Origin of the sequence: Streptococcus sp. HMSC057G03 (genome assembly GCF_001808745.1) — a bacterium.
In the GTDB taxonomy this organism is placed as follows: domain Bacteria; phylum Bacillota; class Bacilli; order Lactobacillales; family Streptococcaceae; genus Streptococcus; species Streptococcus parasanguinis_Z.
Genome location: NZ_KV794434.1, coordinates 50,835 through 73,941, shown reverse-complemented (window position 1 = coordinate 73,941; position 23,107 = coordinate 50,835). Strand labels below are relative to the sequence as shown.

Annotated in this window: 21 protein-coding genes; 3 read left to right on the top strand and 18 right to left on the bottom strand. The window is 42.5% G+C overall.

Translation table 11 applies throughout. The features are described 5' to 3' along the window. Positions 1 to 29 precede the first annotated feature (29 nt). The 5 genes from HMPREF2686_RS08770 to HMPREF2686_RS08750 all read right to left on the bottom strand — a co-directional run bounded on the left by HMPREF2686_RS08770 (position 30) and on the right by HMPREF2686_RS08750 (position 4,459). The gene (locus HMPREF2686_RS08770) at positions 30 to 1,484 is read right to left on the bottom strand and encodes a glycoside hydrolase family 32 protein (RefSeq protein WP_070450339.1); all 1,455 of its coding nucleotides are present in this window, start codon (positions 1,482 to 1,484) and stop codon (positions 30 to 32) included. A gap of 9 nt (positions 1,485 to 1,493) precedes the next feature. Then, entirely contained in the window at positions 1,494 to 2,369 is an 876-nt protein-coding gene (locus tag HMPREF2686_RS08765) for an NAD(P)H-hydrate dehydratase (protein WP_004219850.1), read from the bottom strand. Positions 2,370 to 2,421: 52 nt separating this feature from the next. Then, entirely contained in the window at positions 2,422 to 3,195 is a 774-nt protein-coding gene (locus HMPREF2686_RS08760) for an HAD-IIB family hydrolase (protein WP_004219876.1), read from the bottom strand. A 13-nt stretch (positions 3,196 to 3,208) separates the two neighbouring features. Beyond that, positions 3,209 to 4,063, bottom strand: coding sequence for a bifunctional methylenetetrahydrofolate dehydrogenase/methenyltetrahydrofolate cyclohydrolase (locus HMPREF2686_RS08755; RefSeq protein WP_049506982.1), 855 nt, complete (start codon positions 4,061 to 4,063; stop codon positions 3,209 to 3,211). A 165-nt stretch (positions 4,064 to 4,228) separates the two neighbouring features. After that, positions 4,229 to 4,459 carry a DUF1797 family protein gene (locus tag HMPREF2686_RS08750; RefSeq protein WP_003005989.1) on the bottom strand — a complete coding sequence of 77 codons (231 nt, stop codon included), beginning with the start codon at positions 4,457 to 4,459 and terminating at the stop codon, positions 4,229 to 4,231. A gap of 247 nt (positions 4,460 to 4,706) precedes the next feature. Between HMPREF2686_RS08750 and HMPREF2686_RS08745 the strand changes: the two genes are divergently transcribed. The 3 genes from HMPREF2686_RS08745 (at position 4,707) to HMPREF2686_RS08735 (ending at position 8,049) form a co-directional block, all read left to right on the top strand. Further along, the gene (locus HMPREF2686_RS08745; protein WP_070450338.1) at positions 4,707 to 6,965 is read left to right on the top strand and encodes an ATP-dependent Clp protease ATP-binding subunit; all 2,259 of its coding nucleotides are present in this window, start codon (positions 4,707 to 4,709) and stop codon (positions 6,963 to 6,965) included. A gap of 264 nt (positions 6,966 to 7,229) precedes the next feature. Next, positions 7,230 to 7,679 (top strand): NUDIX hydrolase, encoded by a 450-nt coding sequence (locus HMPREF2686_RS08740; RefSeq protein ID WP_070450337.1) that lies wholly within the window; start codon positions 7,230 to 7,232, stop codon positions 7,677 to 7,679. A 67-nt stretch (positions 7,680 to 7,746) separates the two neighbouring features. After that, positions 7,747 to 8,049, top strand: a complete 303-nt coding sequence (locus HMPREF2686_RS08735) for a DUF1827 family protein (RefSeq protein ID WP_003012157.1) — start codon at positions 7,747 to 7,749, stop codon at positions 8,047 to 8,049. A gap of 101 nt (positions 8,050 to 8,150) precedes the next feature. Here HMPREF2686_RS08735 and ileS read toward each other — a convergent pair whose 3' ends face one another. The 13 genes from ileS to typA all read right to left on the bottom strand — a co-directional run bounded on the left by ileS (position 8,151) and on the right by typA (position 23,069). Beyond that, positions 8,151 to 10,943, bottom strand: a complete 2,793-nt coding sequence (gene ileS / locus HMPREF2686_RS08730; protein ID WP_070450336.1) for an isoleucine--tRNA ligase — start codon at positions 10,941 to 10,943, stop codon at positions 8,151 to 8,153. 250 nt (positions 10,944 to 11,193) lie between these two features. Beyond that, positions 11,194 to 12,021 (bottom strand): DivIVA domain-containing protein, encoded by an 828-nt coding sequence (locus HMPREF2686_RS08725; protein ID WP_021152770.1) that lies wholly within the window; start codon positions 12,019 to 12,021, stop codon positions 11,194 to 11,196. Between the two features lie 9 nt (positions 12,022 to 12,030). Beyond that, positions 12,031 to 12,822 (bottom strand): YlmH family RNA-binding protein, encoded by a 792-nt coding sequence (locus tag HMPREF2686_RS08720; RefSeq protein WP_083280269.1) that lies wholly within the window; start codon positions 12,820 to 12,822, stop codon positions 12,031 to 12,033. Between the two features lie 6 nt (positions 12,823 to 12,828). Beyond that, positions 12,829 to 13,092 carry a YggT family protein gene (locus tag HMPREF2686_RS08715; RefSeq protein ID WP_049491323.1) on the bottom strand — a complete coding sequence of 88 codons (264 nt, stop codon included), beginning with the start codon at positions 13,090 to 13,092 and terminating at the stop codon, positions 12,829 to 12,831. 1 nt (position 13,093) lies between these two features. After that, positions 13,094 to 13,723: a cell division protein SepF gene (locus HMPREF2686_RS08710; RefSeq protein WP_070450331.1), complete on the bottom strand. Its 630-nt coding sequence runs from the start codon at positions 13,721 to 13,723 to the stop codon at positions 13,094 to 13,096. Between the two features lie 9 nt (positions 13,724 to 13,732). Beyond that, positions 13,733 to 14,401 carry a YggS family pyridoxal phosphate-dependent enzyme gene (locus tag HMPREF2686_RS08705; protein ID WP_070450328.1) on the bottom strand — a complete coding sequence of 223 codons (669 nt, stop codon included), beginning with the start codon at positions 14,399 to 14,401 and terminating at the stop codon, positions 13,733 to 13,735. Between the two features lie 2 nt (positions 14,402 to 14,403). Then, the gene (ftsZ, locus tag HMPREF2686_RS08700; protein ID WP_003005955.1) at positions 14,404 to 15,669 is read right to left on the bottom strand and encodes a cell division protein FtsZ; all 1,266 of its coding nucleotides are present in this window, start codon (positions 15,667 to 15,669) and stop codon (positions 14,404 to 14,406) included. A 15-nt stretch (positions 15,670 to 15,684) separates the two neighbouring features. After that, positions 15,685 to 17,073: a cell division protein FtsA gene (gene ftsA, locus HMPREF2686_RS08695; protein WP_070450325.1), complete on the bottom strand. Its 1,389-nt coding sequence runs from the start codon at positions 17,071 to 17,073 to the stop codon at positions 15,685 to 15,687. 142 nt (positions 17,074 to 17,215) lie between these two features. Further along, positions 17,216 to 18,442, bottom strand: a complete 1,227-nt coding sequence (locus HMPREF2686_RS08690; RefSeq protein ID WP_070450322.1) for a cell division protein FtsQ/DivIB — start codon at positions 18,440 to 18,442, stop codon at positions 17,216 to 17,218. Next, positions 18,426 to 19,508, bottom strand: a complete 1,083-nt coding sequence (locus HMPREF2686_RS08685) for a UDP-N-acetylglucosamine--N-acetylmuramyl-(pentapeptide) pyrophosphoryl-undecaprenol N-acetylglucosamine transferase (protein ID WP_070450319.1) — start codon at positions 19,506 to 19,508, stop codon at positions 18,426 to 18,428. Before HMPREF2686_RS08685 ends, HMPREF2686_RS08690 begins: the two co-directional genes overlap by 17 nt. 1 nt (position 19,509) lies before the next feature. Then, positions 19,510 to 20,859 carry a UDP-N-acetylmuramoyl-L-alanine--D-glutamate ligase gene (gene murD, locus HMPREF2686_RS08680; RefSeq protein ID WP_070450316.1) on the bottom strand — a complete coding sequence of 450 codons (1,350 nt, stop codon included), beginning with the start codon at positions 20,857 to 20,859 and terminating at the stop codon, positions 19,510 to 19,512. A gap of 90 nt (positions 20,860 to 20,949) precedes the next feature. Continuing rightward, a complete protein-coding gene (locus HMPREF2686_RS08675; RefSeq protein WP_049507003.1) occupies positions 20,950 to 21,198 on the bottom strand; it encodes a DUF3165 family protein in 249 nt (82 codons plus the stop codon). 23 nt (positions 21,199 to 21,221) lie between these two features. Beyond that, positions 21,222 to 23,069, bottom strand: a complete 1,848-nt coding sequence (gene typA / locus HMPREF2686_RS08670; protein ID WP_049474409.1) for a translational GTPase TypA — start codon at positions 23,067 to 23,069, stop codon at positions 21,222 to 21,224. Positions 23,070 to 23,107 lie beyond the last annotated feature (38 nt).

Below are 23,107 nucleotides of genomic sequence, written 5' to 3'. Positions count from 1 at the left end.
CTCTTTATTCTTTAGGAGGCTTTTGTATCCTATTTTTGATAGGTTTTCACGACCCAATTGACCCCTTCATCTGCCGTGATGGTATAGACAGGATTCTCAGTCGTTTCATAAAAGGTCATCGAGAGAGTTTTACCATCCACGAATACTTCAATTGAGTTGGTATCTCGAAGAATCGAGAAATGATGATCCTTTTCACCATCCAACTGAATCCATCTTGATTGAATTTCTGGGCTTTCTTTTCCAGAAATGAGGTATCCAAATTGGTCTCGACTCAAGCTAAAGCGTTTATTGAAGGCATCGTAAATCAATTGCAAGGCACTATCAGCATCAGATTCATTCCCATAGCTTAGGATAAAGGAGCGACCTGATTTAGCACCTATCTCAAACAAGGTTTGTTTCCCTCTAGCTGGGATCGTGATTTGATTGCCCTTCACAATGGTTTCTGGCGCATTCTCTACAAGGAAGTGATCTTTCACAGACTCAGGTAATTCCTGAACCAATCGTCCGTCTTTCAGAGACAATTTTCTTGGAAGAGTCATACTACCTGCCCACCCATGAGCTAAATCATGACTGGGCATAGACCGGTGCCACATTTGCATCCATGCAACCATGTATCGTTCGCCCTTTGGTCCTTGACAAGTTTGAGGAGCATAGAAATCCAAACCGCCATCCATTTCATCATAGGAATCGACACGAAAGCGCCCTGTTTCCCAATTCATGTCACCGATAAAGGCAACCGTCGAATTTAAGTTCCAGTATTTTTCTTGCTGTCTTTCCATTTCAATGGGTGACAAGATCAAGACCCATTTGCCATCTAAAGGGAAGAAATCGGGACACTCCCACATAATCCCTTGCCCTTTTTCACCTTCTAAAAGAACTGATGTAAAGGCCCAATCTACTAGATTACTTGATGCAAATAGGAGAATCTGACCTCTGTCATCTGGCGTCTTAGAAGCAACGACAGCGTAATAGCTTCCTTGGTATTCAAATACTTTAGGATCACGAAAATCTGCAATATCTGCGATCCCCTCAATATGTTGAGCATGGATCACTGGATTAGTAGGCAACTTTTCAAAGGTAATGCCATCTGTCGAAACCGCAAGACACTGAGTCTCCTCGCGCTTTTCCTCATCGTCTACATGACCAGTATACAGCAAATAGAGCTTGTCATCTTTCACAATAGCACTACCCGAGAAACAACCATCCTTATCATAGCTTTCACTTGGTGCTAAAGCTACTGGCAGTTCTTCCCAATGGAGAAGATCTTTTGATTTGGCATGCCCCCAATGCATGGGCCCCCAAACACTATCATAGGGATAGAATTGGTAAAACAAATGGTATTCCCCACGGAAATAAACAAAGCCATTTGGATCGTTCATCCAGCCGATTGGAGGTAGCAAATGAAATGCTCCTCGATATTGCTGGTTGACCTTCTCCCTGTTTTCATCGATATACTGATTTGCTTTCCGAATGCTTTCCTTCATCTTTTTTACCTATTTTCTATTTTCAGTGCTGATAACCTGATCTTTGTCACTCCACTTCTTCATCCATTTGGGGATTTCTTGGCTGATGGTCGTGGGTAGAACCACATAAAACTCCTTGCTCAAGTCTTCTGCAATGGCTGAATGGAGATAGGTCGCAACCACCACGCGCTCATAGAGACTGACCTGTGGGAATTGACCCGTAAATCCTGCGATCATCCCTGCCAAGGTATCTCCCATACCCCCTGTTGCTTGATAGGGACCACCAACATCTAGCTGATAGCCCTCATCTTGCCCACTTGTCCAAATGCGGGTGTGTGGCCCTTTTTCTACAATGACAGTCCCTTGAGGAAAGTTCTGTACTGCTCTTCGACTCTTGCCTTCTGTCTGGCTTGCTAGATCAAGCCCTGACAGTTTTTCCCATTCTTTTTGGTGAGGGGTAAAGACCAACTGAGCCTCTGGCAGGTCAAACTGAGAGGCCGCAAAAAGACTAATAGCTCCTCCATCTAATATCAAGACCTGCTGGCTAGAGACTTGCTCAAAAATCATCTGCAAGATTGCTTGGCTTTCTCTTGCTTCCTTTAAGCCTGGACCGACAAGAATCACGCTGGCTTTTTGGAGTTGCTCCCGAAGAAGTTCGTGATCCGCCAGATCAAAGCCCATAGCTTCAGGAAGATGGCTATGAAGGGCTGTCAGATTGTCAGGATCTGTTGCGACAGTAACCAGCCCCGCACCACTATGAACCGCAGCAAGCGCCGCCATAATAATAGCTCCCCCATAGGGGTAAGTCCCCCCAATCAAGAGCAGGCGACCAAAATCGCCCTTATAAGAATTCGCATCTCGCTTCACAATGACTCGCTGGATCTCTTCTTTCTGAACTGTTCTCATACCTTCCTCATTTCTAGCGAAAAAGGAGAAGCCACGACTCCCCCTCCATCTTTTATTTTCCTCTGAATTCTGCAAAGACTTGCAAGATCTTAGCAGCCACAGCTTGTGGTTGATTTTGTTTGGCTACCAATTGATCATCCGCATAAGGCTGAAGGGCTGGAAAATCACCAATTTGAACTGCATAAAGAGCTTTTTCAAAGAGCTCGATATCATTTTGATCATTGCCAAAAGCCACGAAATTCTCTCCACAGAGTTCTTCTACCGTTGTGGCTTTATGCGTGTCTGCTGGATTGAGATAGATGCATTTTTCATGCGCATGATAGCGGATATGGGCCTTTTCTGTCTTTTCGATCCGCTCGATGATCTCATCCACGAGCTCCTCATGACCACCCATATAGATCACGACCTTAATCGGATCTGTCAGCTCCTCTAACGAGCGATACTGGGCTTTCTTGAGGGGATCCACATTAGCAACAAAAGGAATCTTTTCCAAAATCTGTCCGCTATAATCAAAGGTATCATCCACAAAAAATGGTAGATTGTAATGGCGACAAAAGCCAAGGACTTCCCGATACACATCCTTGTCCAATTGTTCCTCATATACTAATTGCCCCTGGCGATAGGCCAATCCACCATTTAAACCAATCACGAGTTGCTGACTCAATGAGTCCCCTAAAAGGCCCAAGCAGTCCCGGTAAGAACGTGCAGAAGCAAAGGCAACTTCATGGCCAAATTCTTCTGCTCTCAATAAGACCTGTTTGATTTCATCATCGATTGTGACACCATCGAATGACAGGGTTCCATCTAAATCAAATACAAACTTCATCTTGTTCACACTTTCATTTTTTTAAGGCACGAACAGCTGCTTCGTAGGTCTGCTCCATCAGCATGGTGACGGTCATAGGCCCAACCCCTCCTGGTACCGGGGTAATATGACTGGCCAAAGGGGCAACGGAGTCAAAATCGACATCCCCACACAATTTGCCATTCTCATCGCGATTCATTCCGACGTCAATAACAACGGCGCCTTCTTTCACGAAGTCTGCTGTTACAAATTTCGCACGACCGATCGCAACAACCAAGATATCTGCTCTTCTAGCAATTTTAGGCAGATGATGGGTCCGGGAATGGGTCAAGGTTACCGTCGCATTTTTGGCGAGGAGCAACTGTGCCATTGGTTTTCCAACGATATTGGAACGACCAATCACGACTGCTCGCTTCCCTTCTAGATCAATCCCGTACTCTTTGAACATCTCCATGATCCCAGCGGGAGTTGAAGGCACCATGAGAGGATTCCCAGCCCACAAGCGTCCCATATTCAATGGATGAAAGCCATCCACATCTTTTGTCGGATCAATGGCTAAAAGGACTGCATCCGCATCGATATGCTTAGGCAGTGGCAACTGCACCAAAATCCCATGCCAAAGGGGATCTTGATTGTAGTGTTCGATCACTTCTAATAATTCAGCTTGGCTGATGCTTTCAGGAAGTCGTCTCACTTCACTCCGAAAGCCTGCCGCAATAGCAGAACGCTCTTTATTTCTTACATAGATTTTGCTAGCTGGATTATCTCCTACCACGATGACAACGAGGCCAGGCACAACTCCTGTCTCTTCTTTTAATCGTGCTGTTTTCTTCGCAATCTCACCCTGTAATTTTGTAGCGAGCGCCTTCCCATCAATGAGTGTCGTCATATCAATTCTCTTTCTAGTCAAGTAATGAAAATAGTCCTCTCTATTATAGCAGATTTCAACTCTCAAACCTAACTGTTCCTAATTAGAATTTCCTATAGACGAAAACTATAGCCAGATGGACAAAAAATGAGCTTGAGACCACCCCAAACTCATCCACACAGCTGCTTAGTAAAGCAATTCATAAATTTCCATTGCAATTAAATCAATGCTATCAAATGTATAGGTTTCACGCGCTTCAACATCACGAAGTGTAAAGGTTGAACCTTCTTCTTCATTGTGGTTGTAGGCTACTTCAGCGACAACAACACCGTCACGTTCAAAATTACGTTTCAAGTTTCCACCGTCTTTTGTCATCGTCTCCAAACGGTTGATAATCCGTACTAAATGTGATTCCATTTTATTTCTCCTCTTTACTTTCTACTCTCCTATTTTATCATAAAAGAGAAAGCTCTTCCAATAAAAATTCACATTTTTCCATTGATTTGCTCTTTCTTCAATCCTTAGCGACATTCCGTAGCAAATTCTTGCAAACTTCTAGAATACTGATATAATGAAACTATAAATCTTTGACTATTTTTGACCTTTTAAAAATAGGATTGTCTCTTGATGGAAAACCATCAAAAACCTACTGTGAGGTATGTATATGCTTTGTCAAAATTGTAAAATAAATGAATCAACCATCCATTTATATACAAATGTAAATGGACGTCAGCAGCAAGTAGACCTCTGTCAAAATTGCTATAAAATTATGAAAACAGACCCAAATAACAGCTTCTTGAAAGGCATGACCCAACGGAGCCAACTGACTGGAGATCCCTTCGAAGATTTCTTCAATAACCTTGGAAACTTCCAAAGTCCACAAGAACCTCAAACTCCTCCAACTCAATCCGGAGGCAGTTATGGAGGTGGCGGCTACGGCCAAAACAATAACCGTGGTGGTGGTCAAGATCCTCGTCAAGCACGCCCTCAAAAGCCAAAAGGACTGTTAGAAGAGTTCGGCATCAATGTCACAGAAATTGCCCGCAAAGGGGATATTGACCCTGTCATCGGCCGTGACGAGGAGATTATCCGTGTCATCGAAATTCTCAACCGTCGAACCAAGAACAACCCGGTTCTGATTGGGGAACCTGGGGTCGGAAAGACTGCCGTTGTGGAAGGCCTGGCTCAAAAAATCGTCGATGGCGACGTTCCACATAAATTGCAAGGAAAAGAAGTCATCCGCCTAGACGTCGTCAGCCTCGTTCAGGGCACTGGCATCCGTGGTCAATTCGAAGAACGCATGCAAAAATTAATGGATGAAATTCGTCAACGCGAAGATGTTATTCTGTTCATCGACGAAATCCATGAAATTGTTGGCGCAGGATCAGCCGGCGAAGGCAATATGGACGCTGGAAATATCCTCAAACCAGCCTTAGCGCGTGGAGAACTCCAATTAGTCGGTGCTACTACCCTCAATGAATACCGTATCATTGAAAAAGATGCGGCCTTGGAACGTCGGATGCAGCCCGTTAAGGTCGATGAACCAACGGTTGAAGAAACCATCACCATCCTCAAGGGCATCCAGAAAAAATACGAAGACTACCACCACGTCCACTATACAGACGGGGCCATCGAAGTGGCAGCTATTCTTTCAAACCGCTATATCCAAGATCGCTTCCTGCCAGACAAGGCCATTGATTTGTTGGATGAAGCGGGGTCTAAGATGAACCTGACCCTAAACTTTGTGGATCCAAAAGTGATCGACCAGCGCTTGATTGAAGCTGAAAACCTCAAAGCCCAAGCAACCCGCGAAGAAGATTTTGAAAAAGCAGCCTACTTCCGCGACCAAATCGCGAAATACAAGGAAATGCAAGGTCAACATGTCACCGATCAGGAAACCCCTGTCATCAGTGAAAAAACGATTGAACACATCGTTGAACAAAAGACCAATATTCCTGTTGGTGATTTGAAAGAAAAAGAACAGTCTCAATTGATCAATCTGGCTTCTGATTTGAAAGCTCATGTGATTGGTCAAGACGATGCAGTAGATAAAATCGCGAAAGCCATTCGACGCAATCGTGTCGGCCTAGGATCTCCTAACCGTCCGATCGGAAGCTTCCTCTTTGTCGGACCAACCGGTGTCGGAAAGACCGAATTGTCTAAACAATTGGCGATCGAGCTCTTTGGCTCTGCAGACAATATGATCCGCTTTGACATGAGCGAATACATGGAAAAACATAGCGTAGCGAAACTAGTCGGAGCTCCTCCAGGCTATGTTGGCTACGATGAAGCTGGACAACTAACGGAAAAGGTCCGTCGCAATCCTTACTCCCTCGTGTTATTGGATGAAGTGGAAAAAGCCCATCCAGATGTCATGCACATGTTCTTGCAAGTCTTGGATGATGGCCGTTTGACAGATGGTCAAGGCCGTACCGTTAGCTTCAAAGATACCATTATCATCATGACCTCTAATGCTGGAACTGGCAAAGCTGAGGCCAATGTTGGTTTTGGAGCTGCTCGCGAAGGTCGAACCAACTCTGTACTTGGAGAACTCGGGAATTTCTTTAGCCCTGAATTCATGAACCGTTTTGATGGCATCATTGAATTCCAACCTCTATCAAAAGAAAACCTTCTCCAAATCGTTACCCTCATGCTCGATGAGGTCAATCAACGTCTCGCACAAAATGAGATTCATCTGGATGTGACAGAGAAGGTGAAAGAAAAATTGGTCGATCTGGGATACGATCCAAAAATGGGGGCCCGCCCACTCCGTCGTACCATCCAAGACCATATCGAAGATGCCATTACCGATTATTACCTGGAACATCCAAGTGAGAAACAACTCAAAGCCGTCATGACCAGCAATGGGAAAATCTCTATCAAGTCTGCTCACAAACCAGTTGAACAGACTTCAGAATCATAATCAGTAAATGTACATTCAGAGAGTGGGACAGAAATCGGTAATTCGTTAGAATTCGATTTCGTCGTCCCACCTCCGCACAGTTGAGTAGGGCTGTAAAAGCTGATGAAATCAGCGTAGTAGAGCCCACTCAACCACTGCGTCTTGATCAACAATCCAAAAACAATTGAGAGGCTAGGACTTTTGTCCCAGTCTCTTTCTTTTTTCCCTCCAGATTTTTGCTAAAAAATATGATATAATGATGAAAAAATAAGAAAAGAGAAAACCATGACCATTCCAAGTTTTGGTGAAAAGAAACAAGATGTGACCTACATCAATCGCTATGGTGTCTACGCTGTTATTCCCAATAAGGACAAGGATCAGATTATCCTCGTTCAAGCTCCAAATGGGGCTTGGTTCTTGCCTGGCGGGGAAATAGAGGCAGGTGAAGATCACTTGCAAGCTCTGAAGCGGGAACTGATCGAAGAATTAGGTTTTACCGCTGTTTTAGGACAATACTATGGCCAAGCAGATGAGTATTTCTATTCCAGTCATCGCGACACCTACTACTACAATCCTGCCTATATTTATGAAGTGCTAGACTATACAGAGGCTCAAAAACCACTGGAAGATTTTAACAATCTTGCTTGGTTTCCTGTAGATGAAGCTATTGAAAAACTCAAACGTGGCAGTCATAAATGGGGCATTGAACAGTGGAAAAATACCCACAAAAAATAAAGGAATTCTTTCACAAAAAATAAAAAAGTGCTATAATAAATGAAGATAGAGGTTAGGAGGAACTCATATGAAGCTCATTAATACCACAAATAGTCATGCTGCACTGGTCAAAAGCCAACTTGCCAGCACTGACGCCTTGCTTGTCGAGGTTTATTCCGCGGGCAATACTGATGTCGTTTTTACACAGGCCCCAACACACTATGAATTATTGATCAGTAACAAACACCGAGCTATTCGTGAAACTGAAGTAGAAAAAATTCGTGAGTTCTTTTTAAAACGTAAGATTGATCTTCAAATCATTGACCAATCCGCTATTAAAACCCTCTACTCCGATAAACTAATTGAAATTTCCTTTCCAATTACTAAGTAAGGCCAATTTGCCTTACTTTTTTCTTTCCTTAATGCATGAATCTCTACACTATTCTAGCCATTAAAAAAGAAGTTCCTTTATGGAACTTCTTTTAATGGCTTTTATTTAGCTTCAAATCCTTCTGCGACTGCATCCGCAAAGTTCTCTTCGACGATGTTTGCACAGTGATCACAGATGGTTGCGTGGTAGTGACGTTCAGCCGTTGTTGGATCGATGCGACGGCAACGGTCACAAACTTCACCAGCGGCACGGTCAACTGTGAAGGCTACATCTTCAAAGGTCACTGCACCTTCTGGAGCTGAGCCTTCTGCGATGGTCAATTCAGAAACAATCAAGAGTTGAGCAACATTGCTATCAACAGCTCCAAGAAGTGTTTTCACAACTTCATTTGGATAAACAGTCAAGTGAGCTTCAAGTGATTTACCAATCACTTTTTCATTCCGCGCTTCTTCCAAGGCTTTTTGCGCTTGACCACGGAAGTCCATGAAGGCTGACCAAGTATCCAAGATTTCTTCCTGGTTGGCAAACGTTTCTGCTTCTGGTAATTCTGATAATTGAACAAAGTCTTCTGTTTCAAACTCGAGATATGACCAGATTTCTTCTGCAGTGTGAGGAAGAATTGGTGTCAAGAGTTTGGTGATTTTCACAAGAATATCATAGAAGACGGTCTGCATTTGACGACGTTCAAGTGACTTAGCCCCTTCAATGTAAACAACATCTTTGGCAAAGTCAAGGTAGAAAGCAGACAAATCAACGTTGATAAAGTTCACTAGGGCTTTATAGATTGTCAAGAATTCAAAGTTTGCATAAGCGTCACGAATAGTCTTAACAAGTTGGTTAAAGCGGATAGTCATGTATTTATCAACAGAACGAAGTTCTTCGTAAGCTACTACATCCTCAGCTGGGTTAAAATCAGAAGTGTTAGCAATCAAGAAACGAAGGGTGTTACGGATCTTACGGTATGTTTCAGAAACTTGACTAAAGATATCCATAGAGATACGTACGTCGTTGCTTGAGTCTACACTGGTTACCCAGAGACGCAAGATTTCCGCACCAAATTGTTTTTCAACATCACTTGGAGCAATGGTATTTCCAAGAGATTTAGACATCTTCTCACCTTTACCATCTAATGTGAAACCTTGAGACAAGATTTGTTTGTATGGAGCTACGCCATGGTTAGCAACAGATGTGATAAGTGATGAGTTAAACCAACCACGGTATTGGTCTGAACCTTCAAGATAAAGATCTGCTGGATATTTGAGTTCTGGACGGTTAACCACGACACCATTCCATGATGAACCTGAGTCAAACCAAACGTCCATGATGTCTGTTTCTTTCTTGAACTCGCCATTTGGTGAACCTGGATGGGTAAATCCTTCTGGCAAGAGGTCTTTCGCTTCACGTTGCCACCAGATGATGGAACCATGTTCTTCAAAGAGTTGCGCTACATGCTCGATGGTTTCAGCTGTCATGATTGGTGTTCCGTCTTCTGCGTAGAAGATTGGAAGAGGAACTCCCCAAGCACGTTGACGAGAGATGACCCAGTCACCACGGTCACGAATCATGTTGTAAAGACGGACTTTACCCCACTCTGAGTGGAACTTCACTTTTTCAATTTCGTCCAAGATTTCTTGGCGGAATTTAGATACAGAAGCAAACCATTGAGGCACTGCACGCCAGATGATTGGTTTTTTCGTACGCCAGTCAAATGGGTAAGAGTGAGAGATTTCTTCTTGAGCAAGAAGTAAATCACCAAGTTTTTCAATAACTGTTGGCACAACCTTGTCGTAGAATTGACCTTCGAACTCTGCTCCAGCATTGGCCATCATGATCCCGCGTTCGTTAACAGTCACAGCAACTTCAAGCCCATTGGCAACACCGACATTGTAGTCATCCTCACCAAAACCAGGAGCTGTATGGACGATACCAGTACCAGAATCAGTTGTAACATGGTCACCAAGGATAACGAGTTCATCTACTGCTGTATCCCATGGGTGCTCTGTCACAATTTGGTTCAATTCTGAACCACGGTAAGTAGCCAAAACTTGAACATCTGCCCAACCAAATTTCTCAGACAAACTGTTCAACAATTCTGAAGCAACCACAAACTTACGAGTTTCGCCAGCTGGTTGCACCAAGACGTAATCAATATCCGCACCGACTGTCAAACCGCGAGAAGCTGTGATGGTGAATGGAGTTGTTGTCCAAACGACGATATAAGTATCAGTGTCTAGAACACCTTTGCCATCTTTGACCTTATTGGCATAGTAAAGGGATGTTGAAACCAAGTCGTGGTATTCAATTTCCGCCTCAGCAAGGGCTGACTCTGATGACCATGACCAGTAAACAGGCTTAGCTCCACGGTAGATATAGCCTTTATTAGCCATTTCACCGAAGACACGGATTTGCGCTGCTTCATAGTCAGGAGTTAGTGTTACATATGGATTTTCCCAGTCACCAGAAACACCCAAACGTTTAAAGTCTTCGCGTTGTTTATCTACTTGAGACAGAGCGTATTCTCGGCAAAGTTTCAAGTATTCAACCAAGTCCATTTCTTTGCGTTTAACACCTTGTTTTGCCAAAACTTGCTCAATTGGCAAACCATGAGTATCCCAACCTGGGATGTAAGGTGCATAAAAGCCTGACATAGACTTAGAACGAACAATGATATCTTTAGAGATATGATTCATGGCATGTCCTAAGTGGATGTTCCCGTTGGCATACGGAGGACCATCATGAAGCGTGAAATGCGGTTTTCCTTCATTTAATTCTTGACGACGTTGATAAAGTTTAGCTTCATCCCATTCCTTTTGCCAAACTGGCTCTTTGGTCGGAAGACCAGCACGCATTGGAAATTCTGTTTTCCCAAGATTGAGGGTTTCTTTAAGTTTCATGTTTACTCCTTTAATGTAAATTGATAATATAAAAACCACGACTCGCAAAAAGGACGAAAATCGTGGTACCACCTTTGTTCGGAAAAAGACTAGGTCTTTTTCCCTCTTTTCCCGTAACGAGGGAAACGTCCGTTCTTACTCAAGGGTTCAGAACGAATACTGTAAAAGGATCATCCATTAAGAGGGAGTGCAGATCTTCCACCATCATCTGCTCGCTAGATCTATCATTAATGGACCTGTTTTTACAAAATTATAAAATATTGACAGATTCACGATTTGCATCATCTTCTGGTTGAACAGTTTCTTCAACCTCAACGACTTCCTCATTTTCATGACGAGCGTGCTCTGCTTCTTCTAAAGCTGATTGAACTTTTTCATTCAAACCTTCAAACGCTTGTGTTGCACCCAATTCTAAATTCGCAGCTTCGATGCGTTTTTGCAATTCTTCGATTTCAGCTGGAGAGAATTGACGAGTCAAATCAATGTTATCATCTTCTGCATGATGATGGTGAACAGATTCACCCAAAGCTTTTTCAACAATTTCACGGAAAGCTTCATCACTTGTTTGAATATACATAGCTGTTGGGCGAAGAATTTCATCCCATTCAGGCGTATCGATAATGCTCAATTGGCTTTCGATGGTTGATTTCAAACGTTGATGGAAGACGCGTGTCTTGTTCTTCAACTCCTCTGTTTCAACGGCAACCTTCTTGGCATTATCCGTTGCATGACGAAGGATTTCATTTGCTTTTTGTTTTGCTTCATCTACTAAATGTTGTGCATCTTGTTCAGCTTGACGAACAATATTTTCAGAACGTTCGTTAGCTGCTTGTTTTACACGTTCAGCAGTATCTTGTGCAATCAAAACAGATTGACTCAATGAATCTTTCATTTCATCAAAATAGTTTAAGCGTTCTTCAAGAGCTTGAATTTTTGCTTCTTGATCATGATTTAAACGAACAAGATCTTCATAATCGCGAACAACGATATCTAGAAATTCTTCTACTTCGTTCGCATCATACCCTCTAAATTTAACGCCAAAAGTTTTATCTTTAATTTCTAAAGCAGTAAGAGCCATAACTCCTCCTCATTTTTTACTTAAGAGTACTTCAACAGTTACTTTATATTTTCCACTTTTTGAAATACCATTTTCAGAAACAATTTTAAGACGCCCAAAGCGTCGGACACTGACTAAATCATTCAAACCTACAGCATAGCTACCATTGGTATTTGTCGCATAATTGACTTTTACCAAACCAGAACTAATCAATTGACTAGCTTGTGAGCGCGAAAGCTTGAAGGTCCCAGCAATCACCTTATCTAACCGATAACTCGACACGAGAATATCTCGCTGCTGGCTTTCTTCCTCTACGATCATTTGATCAGATAGAGGAACTTCCCTCAGCTTAACAGGTACCCGAGAAATTTTCTGGATGTGATCCATGAAATAGTGAACAAAACGCTGTTCAACAAATACTTGGATCTTTCCATCACTTGTCAGAATATCTCCAAAGGACTTGCGCTCCACACCTAATTGGTGGACAATAGTCCCCAGTACCTGAGAATGGGTCAAGTGATGAAATTTTGAAGCATAGACCATTTCCAATAGGGCCAGATCAAAGTCACTTGGATCCAATTGGTAATAATCAGGGGCCACAATGACCTTGGCATACTCCATTTTCTGCTTATCACTGGAAGCAAAGACCTGTAATTGGTAGCTTGCCGCAACATTACGTAAAATAGCGACCTGATGAGGGTTTAAAAACCCCGTAATCTCAACAGAATAGCGTTCAATTACTCTTTCTGACAATTCAATACACCGATCAATAAATTCGTGATCTTCGCGATTGAAATGTTGGTAAATCTCTTTCTGTCCCATCATATTCTATCCAATCAAAAGTAGGAACAACCGGGCTAATAACTGATTCATCAGGTTCAAAACCAAAAGTGCTATCCAAACTGTGAAATCTAAACCTCCCACCTGCAAGGGTAACTTTCTAAAAAGGCTCAAAAATGGTTCAACTAGGCGGTGAACCATTTGTCCGAGAGTACTCTGAGGCGCCCCAGGGAACCAAGCAAGCAAGGCATAGATGACTAGAATGATGGAATAGATTTGAATGATATTTGATAGATATTGAAAAATAATCATTTTAACGATTACGTTTCATATCGTAGTCAAATTCTGTTACTTCCACATCATTTGGAAGGCGAATATCTTCAACGTTAACAACTACATTAATCGGAGTCAACAAGTACATGGTACTTGCCACACGACGAAGATTTCCCGCTAAAACATAACGAGCTCCATCCAAATAATCTAAACAACGACGTGCTTGTACTTCTGTCATATATTGGAAGTCAATCAAGATACTCTCATTAGATAGTAATAGATCAACAATTTCAGTCGCTTCCTCGTATTTGCGGGGATAGCGTACATCGATGGTAATCTTTTCATCTGTATTCGCACGCTTAGCAGCCAATTCACGTTGACGTTCATGCAAGCGCGTAATATTTTCAGATGAACTTTTCGTTGTTGAAACAGGTTCCTTCACAGCTGCTGTAGATACAGGAGTTGTAACAGGTGCGACAGGAGTCGGTTTTGGTTTTACAGGTTCTTTTTGACTAATCTGTGGACGTGGAGAAGTCACTTGAGGAGTCGGCTGTGGCTGTGGAACTGGTTGAGTTTCCGCCCCAGCTGCTTTTGCCTCGCGAACTTCTACTTCTTCACCGTCTTCTGTGAAGTAGTCAATAAAGTTGTTAAATTTATCTTTTAATGACATAGTTCTTTCCTATTTAAAAAATGATGTCCCAATTCTAACATAAGTCGCTCCGTTCGCAATGGCTACTTCAAAGTCACGACTCATACCCATACTTAGTTCTGAAAAAGGCATATTTTTTAATTGTTTCTTTTCTAGTTGTTTCTGAAGTTGGTGAGTTTTTGAAAAAATATCCTGCAACTCTTCTTGACTAGCCTCAAAAGGAGCCATCGTCATTAAACCAACAATTTCAATTTTGTCCAGCTGTGCGATTTCCGCTAAAACATCATCCAGTTCATCGGGTGCAAATCCATGCTTACTTTCTTCACCAGAAATGTTCACTTGGAGGAAACACTTGATCGGGTGTTCTGCTCGCTTTTGAATTTCTTGAGCCAGTTTCACCGAATCCAAGGCATGAAAGTAATCGACGAGATTGATCACGTCTTTTACTTTCCGCCGTTGGAGGCTCCCAATCAAGTGCCAAGTGAGGTCATAGTCTTTTAGAGCTTGATACTTTTCTAGGAATTTATCGACACGATTTTCACCGATATGTTGGATACCTGTTTTTACCAGTGCTTCTGTTGTGGCAACATCCACATACTTGGTGACAGCTATCACATTAACTTGATCTCGACGGTTAGCTTTGTTTCTTGCTGTTTCTACTTGTTGCCGAACAAGATCAGCATTCTCTACCAGATTCATGATTAACGATTCCGGAAGAATGGTGGTGTTTCTAATTCATCATCATCTGAAGATGAATCTACGTAACGATCAACTTGATGTGTTGATGTTGGTTCAGTTTGGCGAACGATATTCTCACGACGAATATCCCAATCACCAAAGGCTGAGCCACGGTTTGGTTCTACCGCTGGACGACTTGGAGTTGTTGGCAATTCAACATCTTGTTTCAAATCAAATTCACGGTCAAATGGTGCAGCTTGTGGGCGTTGTTCACGTGGTCCTGTTTTATAAGGACGTTGTGAGGAAGCAATTCCGCTAACGCGTTCTACCTTGTCTTGACGGACACCAGTTGCAACAACCGTCACGCGGATTTCATCTTTAAGAGATTCATCAATAGATGTACCCAACCAGATGTTCACTCCGTGACCTGCAGCTTGGTTCACAATTTCTGAAGCTTCTTCAGCTTCGATCAATGTCATATCCAAACCACCTGTTACGTTGACGATCACGTCTTCTGCACCATCAATTGTAGTTTCAAGAAGTGGAGAGTAAATGGCTTTACGAGCCGCTTCGATAACGCGTTCTTCACCGCTACCAACACCAATACCCATGAGGGCATTTCCTTTGTTTTCCATAACAGTCTTCACGTCTGCAAAGTCAAGGTTGATCAATCCAGGACTTGTGATCAAGTCAGTGATCCCTTGAACACCTTGACGAAGAACGTTATCTGCTTCACTCAAAGCTTCAAGAAGCGGTGTCTTCTTGTCTACAATTTCAAGCAAGTTGTTATTAGAAATAATCAACAAGGTATCTACATGTTCGCGAAGTTCGTTGATCCCTTCAATAGCGAAGTTGCCACGTTTTGAACCTTCAAACCCGAATGGACGAGTGACAACGGCTACTGTCAAAGCACCTACTGCTTTTGCAATACGAGCGATGACTGGTGCAGCACCTGTACCAGATCCTCCACCCATCCCTGCAGTGATGAAGACCATGTCTGCACCTTGCAAAGCTTCTGTTAACACTTCTTCGCTTTCTTCAGCTGCCTTACGACCAACTTCAGGTTGACCTCCAGCACCCAATCCACGAGTCAATTTTGGACCCAATTGGATAACTGTTTCAGCTTTTGCACTTGAAAGTGCTTGAACATCTGTATTAGCTGCGATGAATTCTACACCGGCAACGCCTTCGTCAATCATACGATTGATGGCGTTACCGCCACCGCCACCGACACCGATTACTTTAATTACTGCACCTTGTGCCGCTGCTGTGTCAAATGAAAATGTCATAAATACTTACACTCCTTAATCAAACATATTACCGATCAAATTTTTCATTCGGTCTGTGAATGTAGTTTTTGGTTCTTGTTTGCTATCATTGCTTGCTGCTGGAATTTCTTGAGTATCCACTGGAGATTCAATCTTCTCAGCATTGTATGCAGGTACTACCGGTTGTGCTGGAGCAGCAGGTTGTGGTTGTACTTGTGGTTGCACTGGACGATCAAATTGAATCGGTTGTTGACGCAAGACTTCGTCTCCATGAACCGCAGCTTGAGCAATAATATCCACATCTGTCAAATTGCCTGCATATTCAGACAAGCTAATTACATGGGCAAAAGCTGGATTGCGAATTCCAATTTGATTTGGAACAAACAATTTCACATTTACACCAAAGACTTCTTGAGCCAATTCTTCAACACCAGGAAGGATCGCTCCTCCACCGATAATCACAATACCACCAGGAAGATCCAACAGATGTCTTCTCTCAAGGTCTTGTTTGATTTGCTCAAAGATGTGTTTGATACGTGCTGAAATGATTTCAGCTAAGTACTTCTCAGTCACTTCAACTGGCTCTACTTCACCGATGACTTCTACATGGAAGACTTCGTTTCCAGCAGATGGCACATAGGCTTCACCATAGTTGAACTTCAAGCCTTCTGCCAATTTTTGAGAAGTTTTCAATACTTTAGAAATATCTTTGGTAACATAATCGCCACCTTCTTGGTAGATATTTGTAAATTGAAGTTCTTGGCTACGAACAGATGCCACCGTTGTTTGGCCACCACCCATATCGATCACCGTTGCTCCGAATTCACGTTCGCCTTCATTCAAGACTGTTTTGATCATCGCAAGCGGTGAAATGATGATGTTTTCAACTTGTAAGCCTGCACGTTCGACTGTTTTACGCAAATTGTGCAAGATTGTACGAGGTCCTGTATAAAGAAGGCCACGCATTTCAAGTCGGATCCCCATCATTCCACGTGGATCGCGGATTCCTTGGAAACCATCAACTGTGAATTCCTCAGGAATGAAGGTGATTACTTCACGATCCGGTGTCATACTTTTTGTGAGTGCAGATTTGACAACATTCTCAACATCTGCATCTGTGATTTCTTTCGAATCACTTGTGACTGGAATCATTCCTTGAGTTGCTTCGATTTGTAGTAAGTTTGCAGGCAACCCAACATTGACTAGATTGATTGAAATCCCTGCTTTTTCTTCAGCTTGGCTGATTGCAGTTTTAATTGCATTTGAAGCAGCTTCGATATCTACTATAATTCCATCTTTGACGCCAGCACTTTTTGCATTGCTGACTCCAATTACATTCATTTCTCCATTGACATGTTCTGCCACCAATACTTTTATTGAACTAGTACCGATATCTAAACCTGTAAAAAAGCCGTCTCTAGCCATTACACCAGTCCTCTCTCTTTATTTGTTTTCACTTTACATCTATTTATAGCCCTTTTAGTTGGAACTATCCAAACTTCATTATATCACAAAGAAGCCTAAAATGGACATTTTTTCTTCAATTATTTGAGATAATTTATGGGCTTTACTCATTCCCAGAAGAATTTTCTCCTTCTGGATTCTGTTCTTGATTCTGTTCTTGGCTTGCTTCCTCAGAATGTTCTTCTTGCTTTTCTGTACTTTCAGCCTTTTCTTTTTCAGCTTGCTCTTTGGCATCTGCGATGGATTGTTCACTATAGCTGAAAACTCCAGCCTCCATATCGATAGTCGAATCATCATCTAATTGCTTACTAATGGCTTTATAATAAGGAAGCTTGCGGGTAATTTGGGAAACAGGCACCAAGATTTTATTATCGTTTTTCATGGTGATGGTCACCAGATCCTTGGTGACCTTGCTCGGTGTCAGATCAACCGAAACAATTTTATCCGTAATGGAAGAAGAAATGGATTTCATTTCTTGGACAAATTGTCTAACCAATTCTCGATCTGAGAATTTTAAGCTAATATAGGAGGACGGCAATTCCGAAGCTGGAGTTACTGTCTCAACGACTTCTCCATTTTCCAATACTGGATAGTGGTCTTCTCCGGTCACATAATAGGCAACCACTTTGTGTTCCACGATATTGACTTTAAAGGTCACCGGGAATTGATAATGCATGTGAACCTCTTTGATCCATGGACTAGCCGTTTTCATATTTTGTTCATAGACCGATTTATGAAGGAAGGTCGTCAGAGTATAATCTTCTTCTTTGATGCGACTTTTTTCATACAAAAGTTGCTGATCAACCGCTTTATTCCCTGAAAATTCAATCACTTTCTGTGTGGACAAGGGGCTTAAAAAGTAGATTGAGAGAAGGGCGACAATAGAGCTGATTCCGATAACCGGAAGGGCACGATAGATATGGCATTTTGCCACTGTCGGTTCCTTCTTTGGTTTTTTCGTCTTTAAGCCTTTAAAAAATGAAGGCTTTTTCTCTTGCTTCTCTGAAGGATCTAGCTCCTCTATAGCTGGATCATCCTTTTCTCCTTCTGAACTTTCTCCATCTGCTTCTGGATCCTCTTCGACCTCAGATTCATTTTCCTCTTCAGACTCTTCTATTTCTTCTTCAGATTCTTCCTCTGAGACGGAAGCTGTTTCTTTTTCTGAAAGGTCTTCGTCTGCTTTTGCTTCTTCGCTTTCAGTTTCCTCTGTTTCAGCTTCTTCCGCTTTTTCAAGCGCTTTTTTTTCTAAATATTCTTTGTTTCTTTTTTGCCAGGCTGACAATTCTGTAATTTTGTCATCCGTTGGCGTTTTTTTATTGTCGTCCGTCATCTTTTCCCTTACTGATATCTTTTTGAAGCAGGCCATAAAAATCGTCTAGTGAAAGGAGTTCTGTCGATTTTTCCATTGCTTGGTGGTAGACTTGGCTTTGCTTCAACATTTCTTGAATGGTTTCATTAAAGGTTTCGAGCGTCAATTGATCTTCCTGCAATTGCTCTGCATAACCTTTATCCACAAAATATTGGGCATTTTCAATCTGATCGCCACGGCTGGCTTCTTTTCCTAGCGGTACAATCAAATGGAGTTTGTTCATAGCTAAGAGCTCAAATAAGGTATTGGCTCCACCTCTAGTCACCACTAAATCAGCCTTCTGGAGCATGGGTAAATACTGATCGGTTACATAATCCACTCGATACAAGCCACCCTCAGCCTGATTCAATGTTGAATCACCCGTCAAATTGATGATATTGTAGTGCTGCAAGAGCTCTGCTTGATGCTCTGTCACAAATTCATTAAAGACACGCGCACCGGCTGATCCTCCGACAAAGAGAAGGGTCGGCAAGTCTTTTTGAAATCCTTGTGTTTTTTCTTCTAATTCTTCAGAAGTTGTCGGAATATGATCTGTGACCTTGGTTACCGCACCGATATGCGCACTCTTTGTTAAACCATGAGCTTGCTCAAAAGTCGTGTACATCTTGGTAGCGAATTTATAAGCAATTTTATTGGCCAATCCCATCGAGAGATCCGACTCATGGATATAGACAGGGACACGCGTGAGTCTAGCTGCGATCACCGGCGGCACAGAGACAAATCCCCCTTTTGAGAAGAGAACTTGTGGGCGCACACGAAGCAGGATTGCAATGGACTGGAGCGTTCCCCAAGCCACCTTGAACACATCCATCATATTTTGGAAAGAGAAATAACGGCGCAATTTCCCCGTTGCAATTGAATGGAAGCGTACGTCTAGGCCAGACTTTTTGATCTCTTGGTATTCGATTCCTTTTTTGTCCCCAATATAATGAACTTCCCATCCATCTTCGATAAATTTTGGAATCAAGAGGAGATTAAGGGTCACATGTCCCACGGTTCCCCCACCAGTAAACATTATTTTTTTCATCTTATTTCAACCCTTTTACTGTAGCAAGGAATTCATCCCCACGCACTTCAAAATTCGGATACATATCCCAGCTGGCATTAGCAGGACTTAGTAGCACAACATCTCCGGGGCTAGCCAAGTCGAAGGCTTTCTTTGTAGCATCCGCTACATCTGCCGCATCAACATAAGAGACGCCAGCTTTATCTGCTGCGCGTTTCACTCGAGGAGCTGATTCCCCTAGAATCACCATTTCCTTTAAACCAGTAATGTGAGGCACCAATTCATCAAATTCATTGCCACGATCGAGCCCCCCTGCAATCAAGATCACCTTGCTGTTATCAAAACCAGAAAGAGCTTTTTGTGTTGCTAGAATATTAGTCGATTTGCTATCATTGTAGAATTTGACACCTTGAATCTCATCCACATATTGAAGACGGTGTTTGACACCTCCAAAGGCTGACAAGGTTTCTTTAATGACCTCATTCTCCACACCACGGACTTTTGCAACTGCAATCGTTGCCAAGGCATTTTCTACATTGTGACTACCTGGAACGCCCAGTTCATCTGCACGCATAACAACTTCTCCCTTAAACTTGAGAAGTCCATCTTCCAAATAAGCCCCATCCACTTTTTCGACCGTTGAAAACGGAAGGACACTTGCCTTGGTTTTTGTCGCCAGTTCCTTGGCCAGGTCTTGGTTGAAGTTCAAGACAATGACATCTTTTTCTGTCATATTCTTTTGAAGATTCCATTTGGCAGCTACATAATTTTCAAAAGAACCATGATAGTCGATATGGGTCGGCATGAGGTTGGTAATCACTGCAATCTCTGGATGGAAGGCTTCAATTCCCATCAATTGGAAAGAAGACAATTCCATGACCAGAACATCCTTTTCTGTTGCTGTTTGTGCAACTTGACTAGCTGGAAAACCGATATTCCCAGACAATAAACCACCTTGGCCGGCAGCCGTCAAGACTTCCCCGATCATGGTTGTCGTCGTCGTTTTTCCGTTTGATCCTGTAATCCCAATAATTGGCGCATCCGAAATCAGATAGGCCAATTCCACTTCAGTGAGGACGGGAATGCCCTTTTCAAGCGCTTTTTCGACCATCGGATTCGTATAAGGGATTCCTGGATTTTTGACCATGACGGCAAAGTCTTCATCCAACAGTTCCAGAGGGTGACCTCCTGTCACAACTTTAATCCCTTCTTCCAGTAAACTTTGTGCTGCTGGATTTTCTTCAAAAGGTTTGCCATCATTGACGGTCACAATCGCTCCTAAGCGATCCAACAAACGGGCAGCTGACTCGCCTGACTTAGCCAAACCTAATACAAGAACCTTTTTATTTTCAAATTGTTTCACAAATTTCATGATTTCTTCGCTCCATTTTTATCACTCTCTATTTTACCTTTTTTTAGCAAAATTAAAAAGCCCAAAGGGCTTTAAAAATCACGTCACCGTTTATTTTTTCTGTTTGGTCGTCATTTTGGAAATATCTACCAAAGCCAGGTAGCCAACAAAGGCTAGAAAGGCACCGACAAAAAACTCGGACGGTAGTTGGAATATCTGAAAAATGGCGAGACAAGCAAGGACGATAAAAGAGACGATCAAGACCACCATTGTGACACTGTTTAAGGTACCACGAATACTTTTTGGGGTCATAAAAAGGTAAAAAAGGAGAATCAAAATCCCTAAGATAAAATAGACCATTTTGTTTCTCCTTTCTTTCCGTATTATTCAGCAGCTGCTGATTTTTTCTTTTTATTTGCTTTTTCGCGTTCTGCTTTGTTCAAGATTTGTTTCCGCAAACGGATAGATTCAGGTGTTACTTCCATGTACTCGTCGTCGTTCAAGAACTCAAGAGATTCTTCCAAGGTCAAGATACGAGGAGTCTTGATAACCGCTGTTTGGTCCTTAGTAGCGGAACGAACGTTGGTCATTTGTTTTGCTTTCGTAATGTTTACGGTCAAGTCGTTCTCACGAGAGTTTTCACCAATGATCATTCCTTCGTAAACTTCTGTACCTGGATTGACAAAGATCGTACCACGTTCTTCGATAGACATGATAGAGTAAGTGGTTGCTTTTCCGTTATCGATGGAAACAAGAGCACCACGGTGACGTCCACCGATTTCTCCTGGAATCACTGGCAAGTATTGGTCAAAGGTGTGGTTCATGATTCCGTAACCACGTGTCATTGACAAGAACTCTGTTGAGTATCCAATCAAACCACGCGCAGGAACAAGGAAGACCAAACGAGTTTGACCGTTACCTGTTGCAACCATATCCAACATTTCACCCTTACGCTCAGAAAGGCTTTGAATAACAGAACCTTGGTATTCTTCTGGTGTGTCGATTTGTACGCGCTCAAATGGTTCACATTGGACACCATCAATTTCCTTGATAATAACTTCTGGACGAGACACTTGCAATTCGTATCCTTCACGACGCATGGTTTCGATCAAGATAGACAAGTGCAATTCCCCACGTCCTGAAACTGTCCATTTATCAGGTGAATCAGTTGGGTCAACACGAAGAGAGACGTCTGTTTGCAATTCCGCTTGCAAACGTTCTTCGACTTTACGTGAGGTCACCCATTTCCCTTCGCGACCAGCAAATGGTGAGTTGTTGACCAAGAAGGTCATTTGAAGGGTTGGTTCATCGATGTGAAGGATTGGAAGAGCTTCAACTGCGTCTGTCGGTGTGATCGTTTCTCCAACGAAGATATCTTCCATACCAGAGATCGCGATCAAATCACCTGCTTTAGCTTCTTGAATTTCACGACGTTCCAAGCCAAAGAAACCAAAGAGTTTGGTAACACGGAAGTTCTTAGTCGTTCCATCCAATTTAGAAAGAGTTACTTGGTCCCCAACTTTTACAGTACCACGGAAGACACGTCCGATACCGATACGTCCAACGAAGTCGTTATAATCAAGCAGGGATACTTGGAATTGAAGAGGCTCATCTGAGTTATCAACTGGAGCTGGGATGTGATCAATGATAGTATCAAAGATCGGTGCCATTGTGTGCTCTTGATCAGCTGGATCGTCTGAAAGTGAAGATGTTCCGTTAATCGCTGATGCATAAACAACTGGGAATTCCAATTGGTCATCATCCGCACCCAATTCGATGAAGAGTTCAAGAACTTCGTCTACAACTTCTTCTGGACGAGCAGATGGTTTATCGATTTTGTTAACTACAACGATCGGAACAAGATCTTGTTCCAAGGCTTTTTTCAATACGAAACGAGTCTGAGGCATGGTTCCTTCGTAGGCATCAACGACCAATACAACCCCATCGACCATTTTCATGATCCGTTCCACTTCTCCACCGAAGTCCGCGTGTCCTGGTGTGTCCATGATATTGATTCGAGTTCCGTTATAAGCAACGGCTGTATTTTTAGCAAGGATCGTGATCCCACGTTCTTTTTCAAGATCGTTTGAGTCCATTGCACGTTCTTGCAATTCTTTGCGTTCATCCAAGGTGTGCGATTGTTTCAACAATTCGTCTACCAAGGTTGTTTTACCATGGTCAACGTGGGCAATGATCGCAACGTTACGAATATCTTCTCTTAATTTTGTCATGATTTCCTCTATAAAATTTTAAATAATATTTCTAACTG

Coding starts and splice junctions, on each gene's coding strand:
- HMPREF2686_RS08740 (WP_070450337.1), top strand. CDS start 7,230: ATGACCATTCCAAGTTTTGGTGAAAAGAAACAAGATGTGACCTACATC.
- HMPREF2686_RS08725 (WP_021152770.1), bottom strand. CDS start 12,021: ATGGCTCTTACTGCTTTAGAAATTAAAGATAAAACTTTTGGCGTTAAA.
- HMPREF2686_RS08760 (WP_004219876.1), bottom strand. CDS start 3,195: ATGAAGTTTGTATTTGATTTAGATGGAACCCTGTCATTCGATGGTGTC.
- HMPREF2686_RS08755 (WP_049506982.1), bottom strand. CDS start 4,063: ATGACGACACTCATTGATGGGAAGGCGCTCGCTACAAAATTACAGGGT.
- HMPREF2686_RS08720 (WP_083280269.1), bottom strand. CDS start 12,822: ATGGGACAGAAAGAGATTTACCAACATTTCAATCGCGAAGATCACGAA.
- HMPREF2686_RS08705 (WP_070450328.1), bottom strand. CDS start 14,401: ATGAATCTGGTAGAGAATGCTGATCTTGTTCGGCAACAAGTAGAAACA.
- HMPREF2686_RS08715 (WP_049491323.1), bottom strand. CDS start 13,092: ATGATTATTTTTCAATATCTATCAAATATCATTCAAATCTATTCCATC.
- HMPREF2686_RS08710 (WP_070450331.1), bottom strand. CDS start 13,723: ATGTCATTAAAAGATAAATTTAACAACTTTATTGACTACTTCACAGAA.
- murD (WP_070450316.1), bottom strand. CDS start 20,859: ATGAAATTTGTGAAACAATTTGAAAATAAAAAGGTTCTTGTATTAGGT.
- HMPREF2686_RS08765 (WP_004219850.1), bottom strand. CDS start 2,369: ATGAGAACAGTTCAGAAAGAAGAGATCCAGCGAGTCATTGTGAAGCGA.
- ileS (WP_070450336.1), bottom strand. CDS start 10,943: ATGAAACTTAAAGAAACCCTCAATCTTGGGAAAACAGAATTTCCAATG.
- HMPREF2686_RS08745 (WP_070450338.1), top strand. CDS start 4,707: ATGCTTTGTCAAAATTGTAAAATAAATGAATCAACCATCCATTTATAT.
- HMPREF2686_RS08690 (WP_070450322.1), bottom strand. CDS start 18,442: ATGACGGACGACAATAAAAAAACGCCAACGGATGACAAAATTACAGAA.
- HMPREF2686_RS08675 (WP_049507003.1), bottom strand. CDS start 21,198: ATGGTCTATTTTATCTTAGGGATTTTGATTCTCCTTTTTTACCTTTTT.
- HMPREF2686_RS08750 (WP_003005989.1), bottom strand. CDS start 4,459: ATGGAATCACATTTAGTACGGATTATCAACCGTTTGGAGACGATGACA.
- typA (WP_049474409.1), bottom strand. CDS start 23,069: ATGACAAAATTAAGAGAAGATATTCGTAACGTTGCGATCATTGCCCAC.
- HMPREF2686_RS08735 (WP_003012157.1), top strand. CDS start 7,747: ATGAAGCTCATTAATACCACAAATAGTCATGCTGCACTGGTCAAAAGC.
- ftsA (WP_070450325.1), bottom strand. CDS start 17,073: ATGGCTAGAGACGGCTTTTTTACAGGTTTAGATATCGGTACTAGTTCA.
- HMPREF2686_RS08685 (WP_070450319.1), bottom strand. CDS start 19,508: ATGAAAAAAATAATGTTTACTGGTGGGGGAACCGTGGGACATGTGACC.
- HMPREF2686_RS08770 (WP_070450339.1), bottom strand. CDS start 1,484: ATGAAGGAAAGCATTCGGAAAGCAAATCAGTATATCGATGAAAACAGG.
- ftsZ (WP_003005955.1), bottom strand. CDS start 15,669: ATGACATTTTCATTTGACACAGCAGCGGCACAAGGTGCAGTAATTAAA.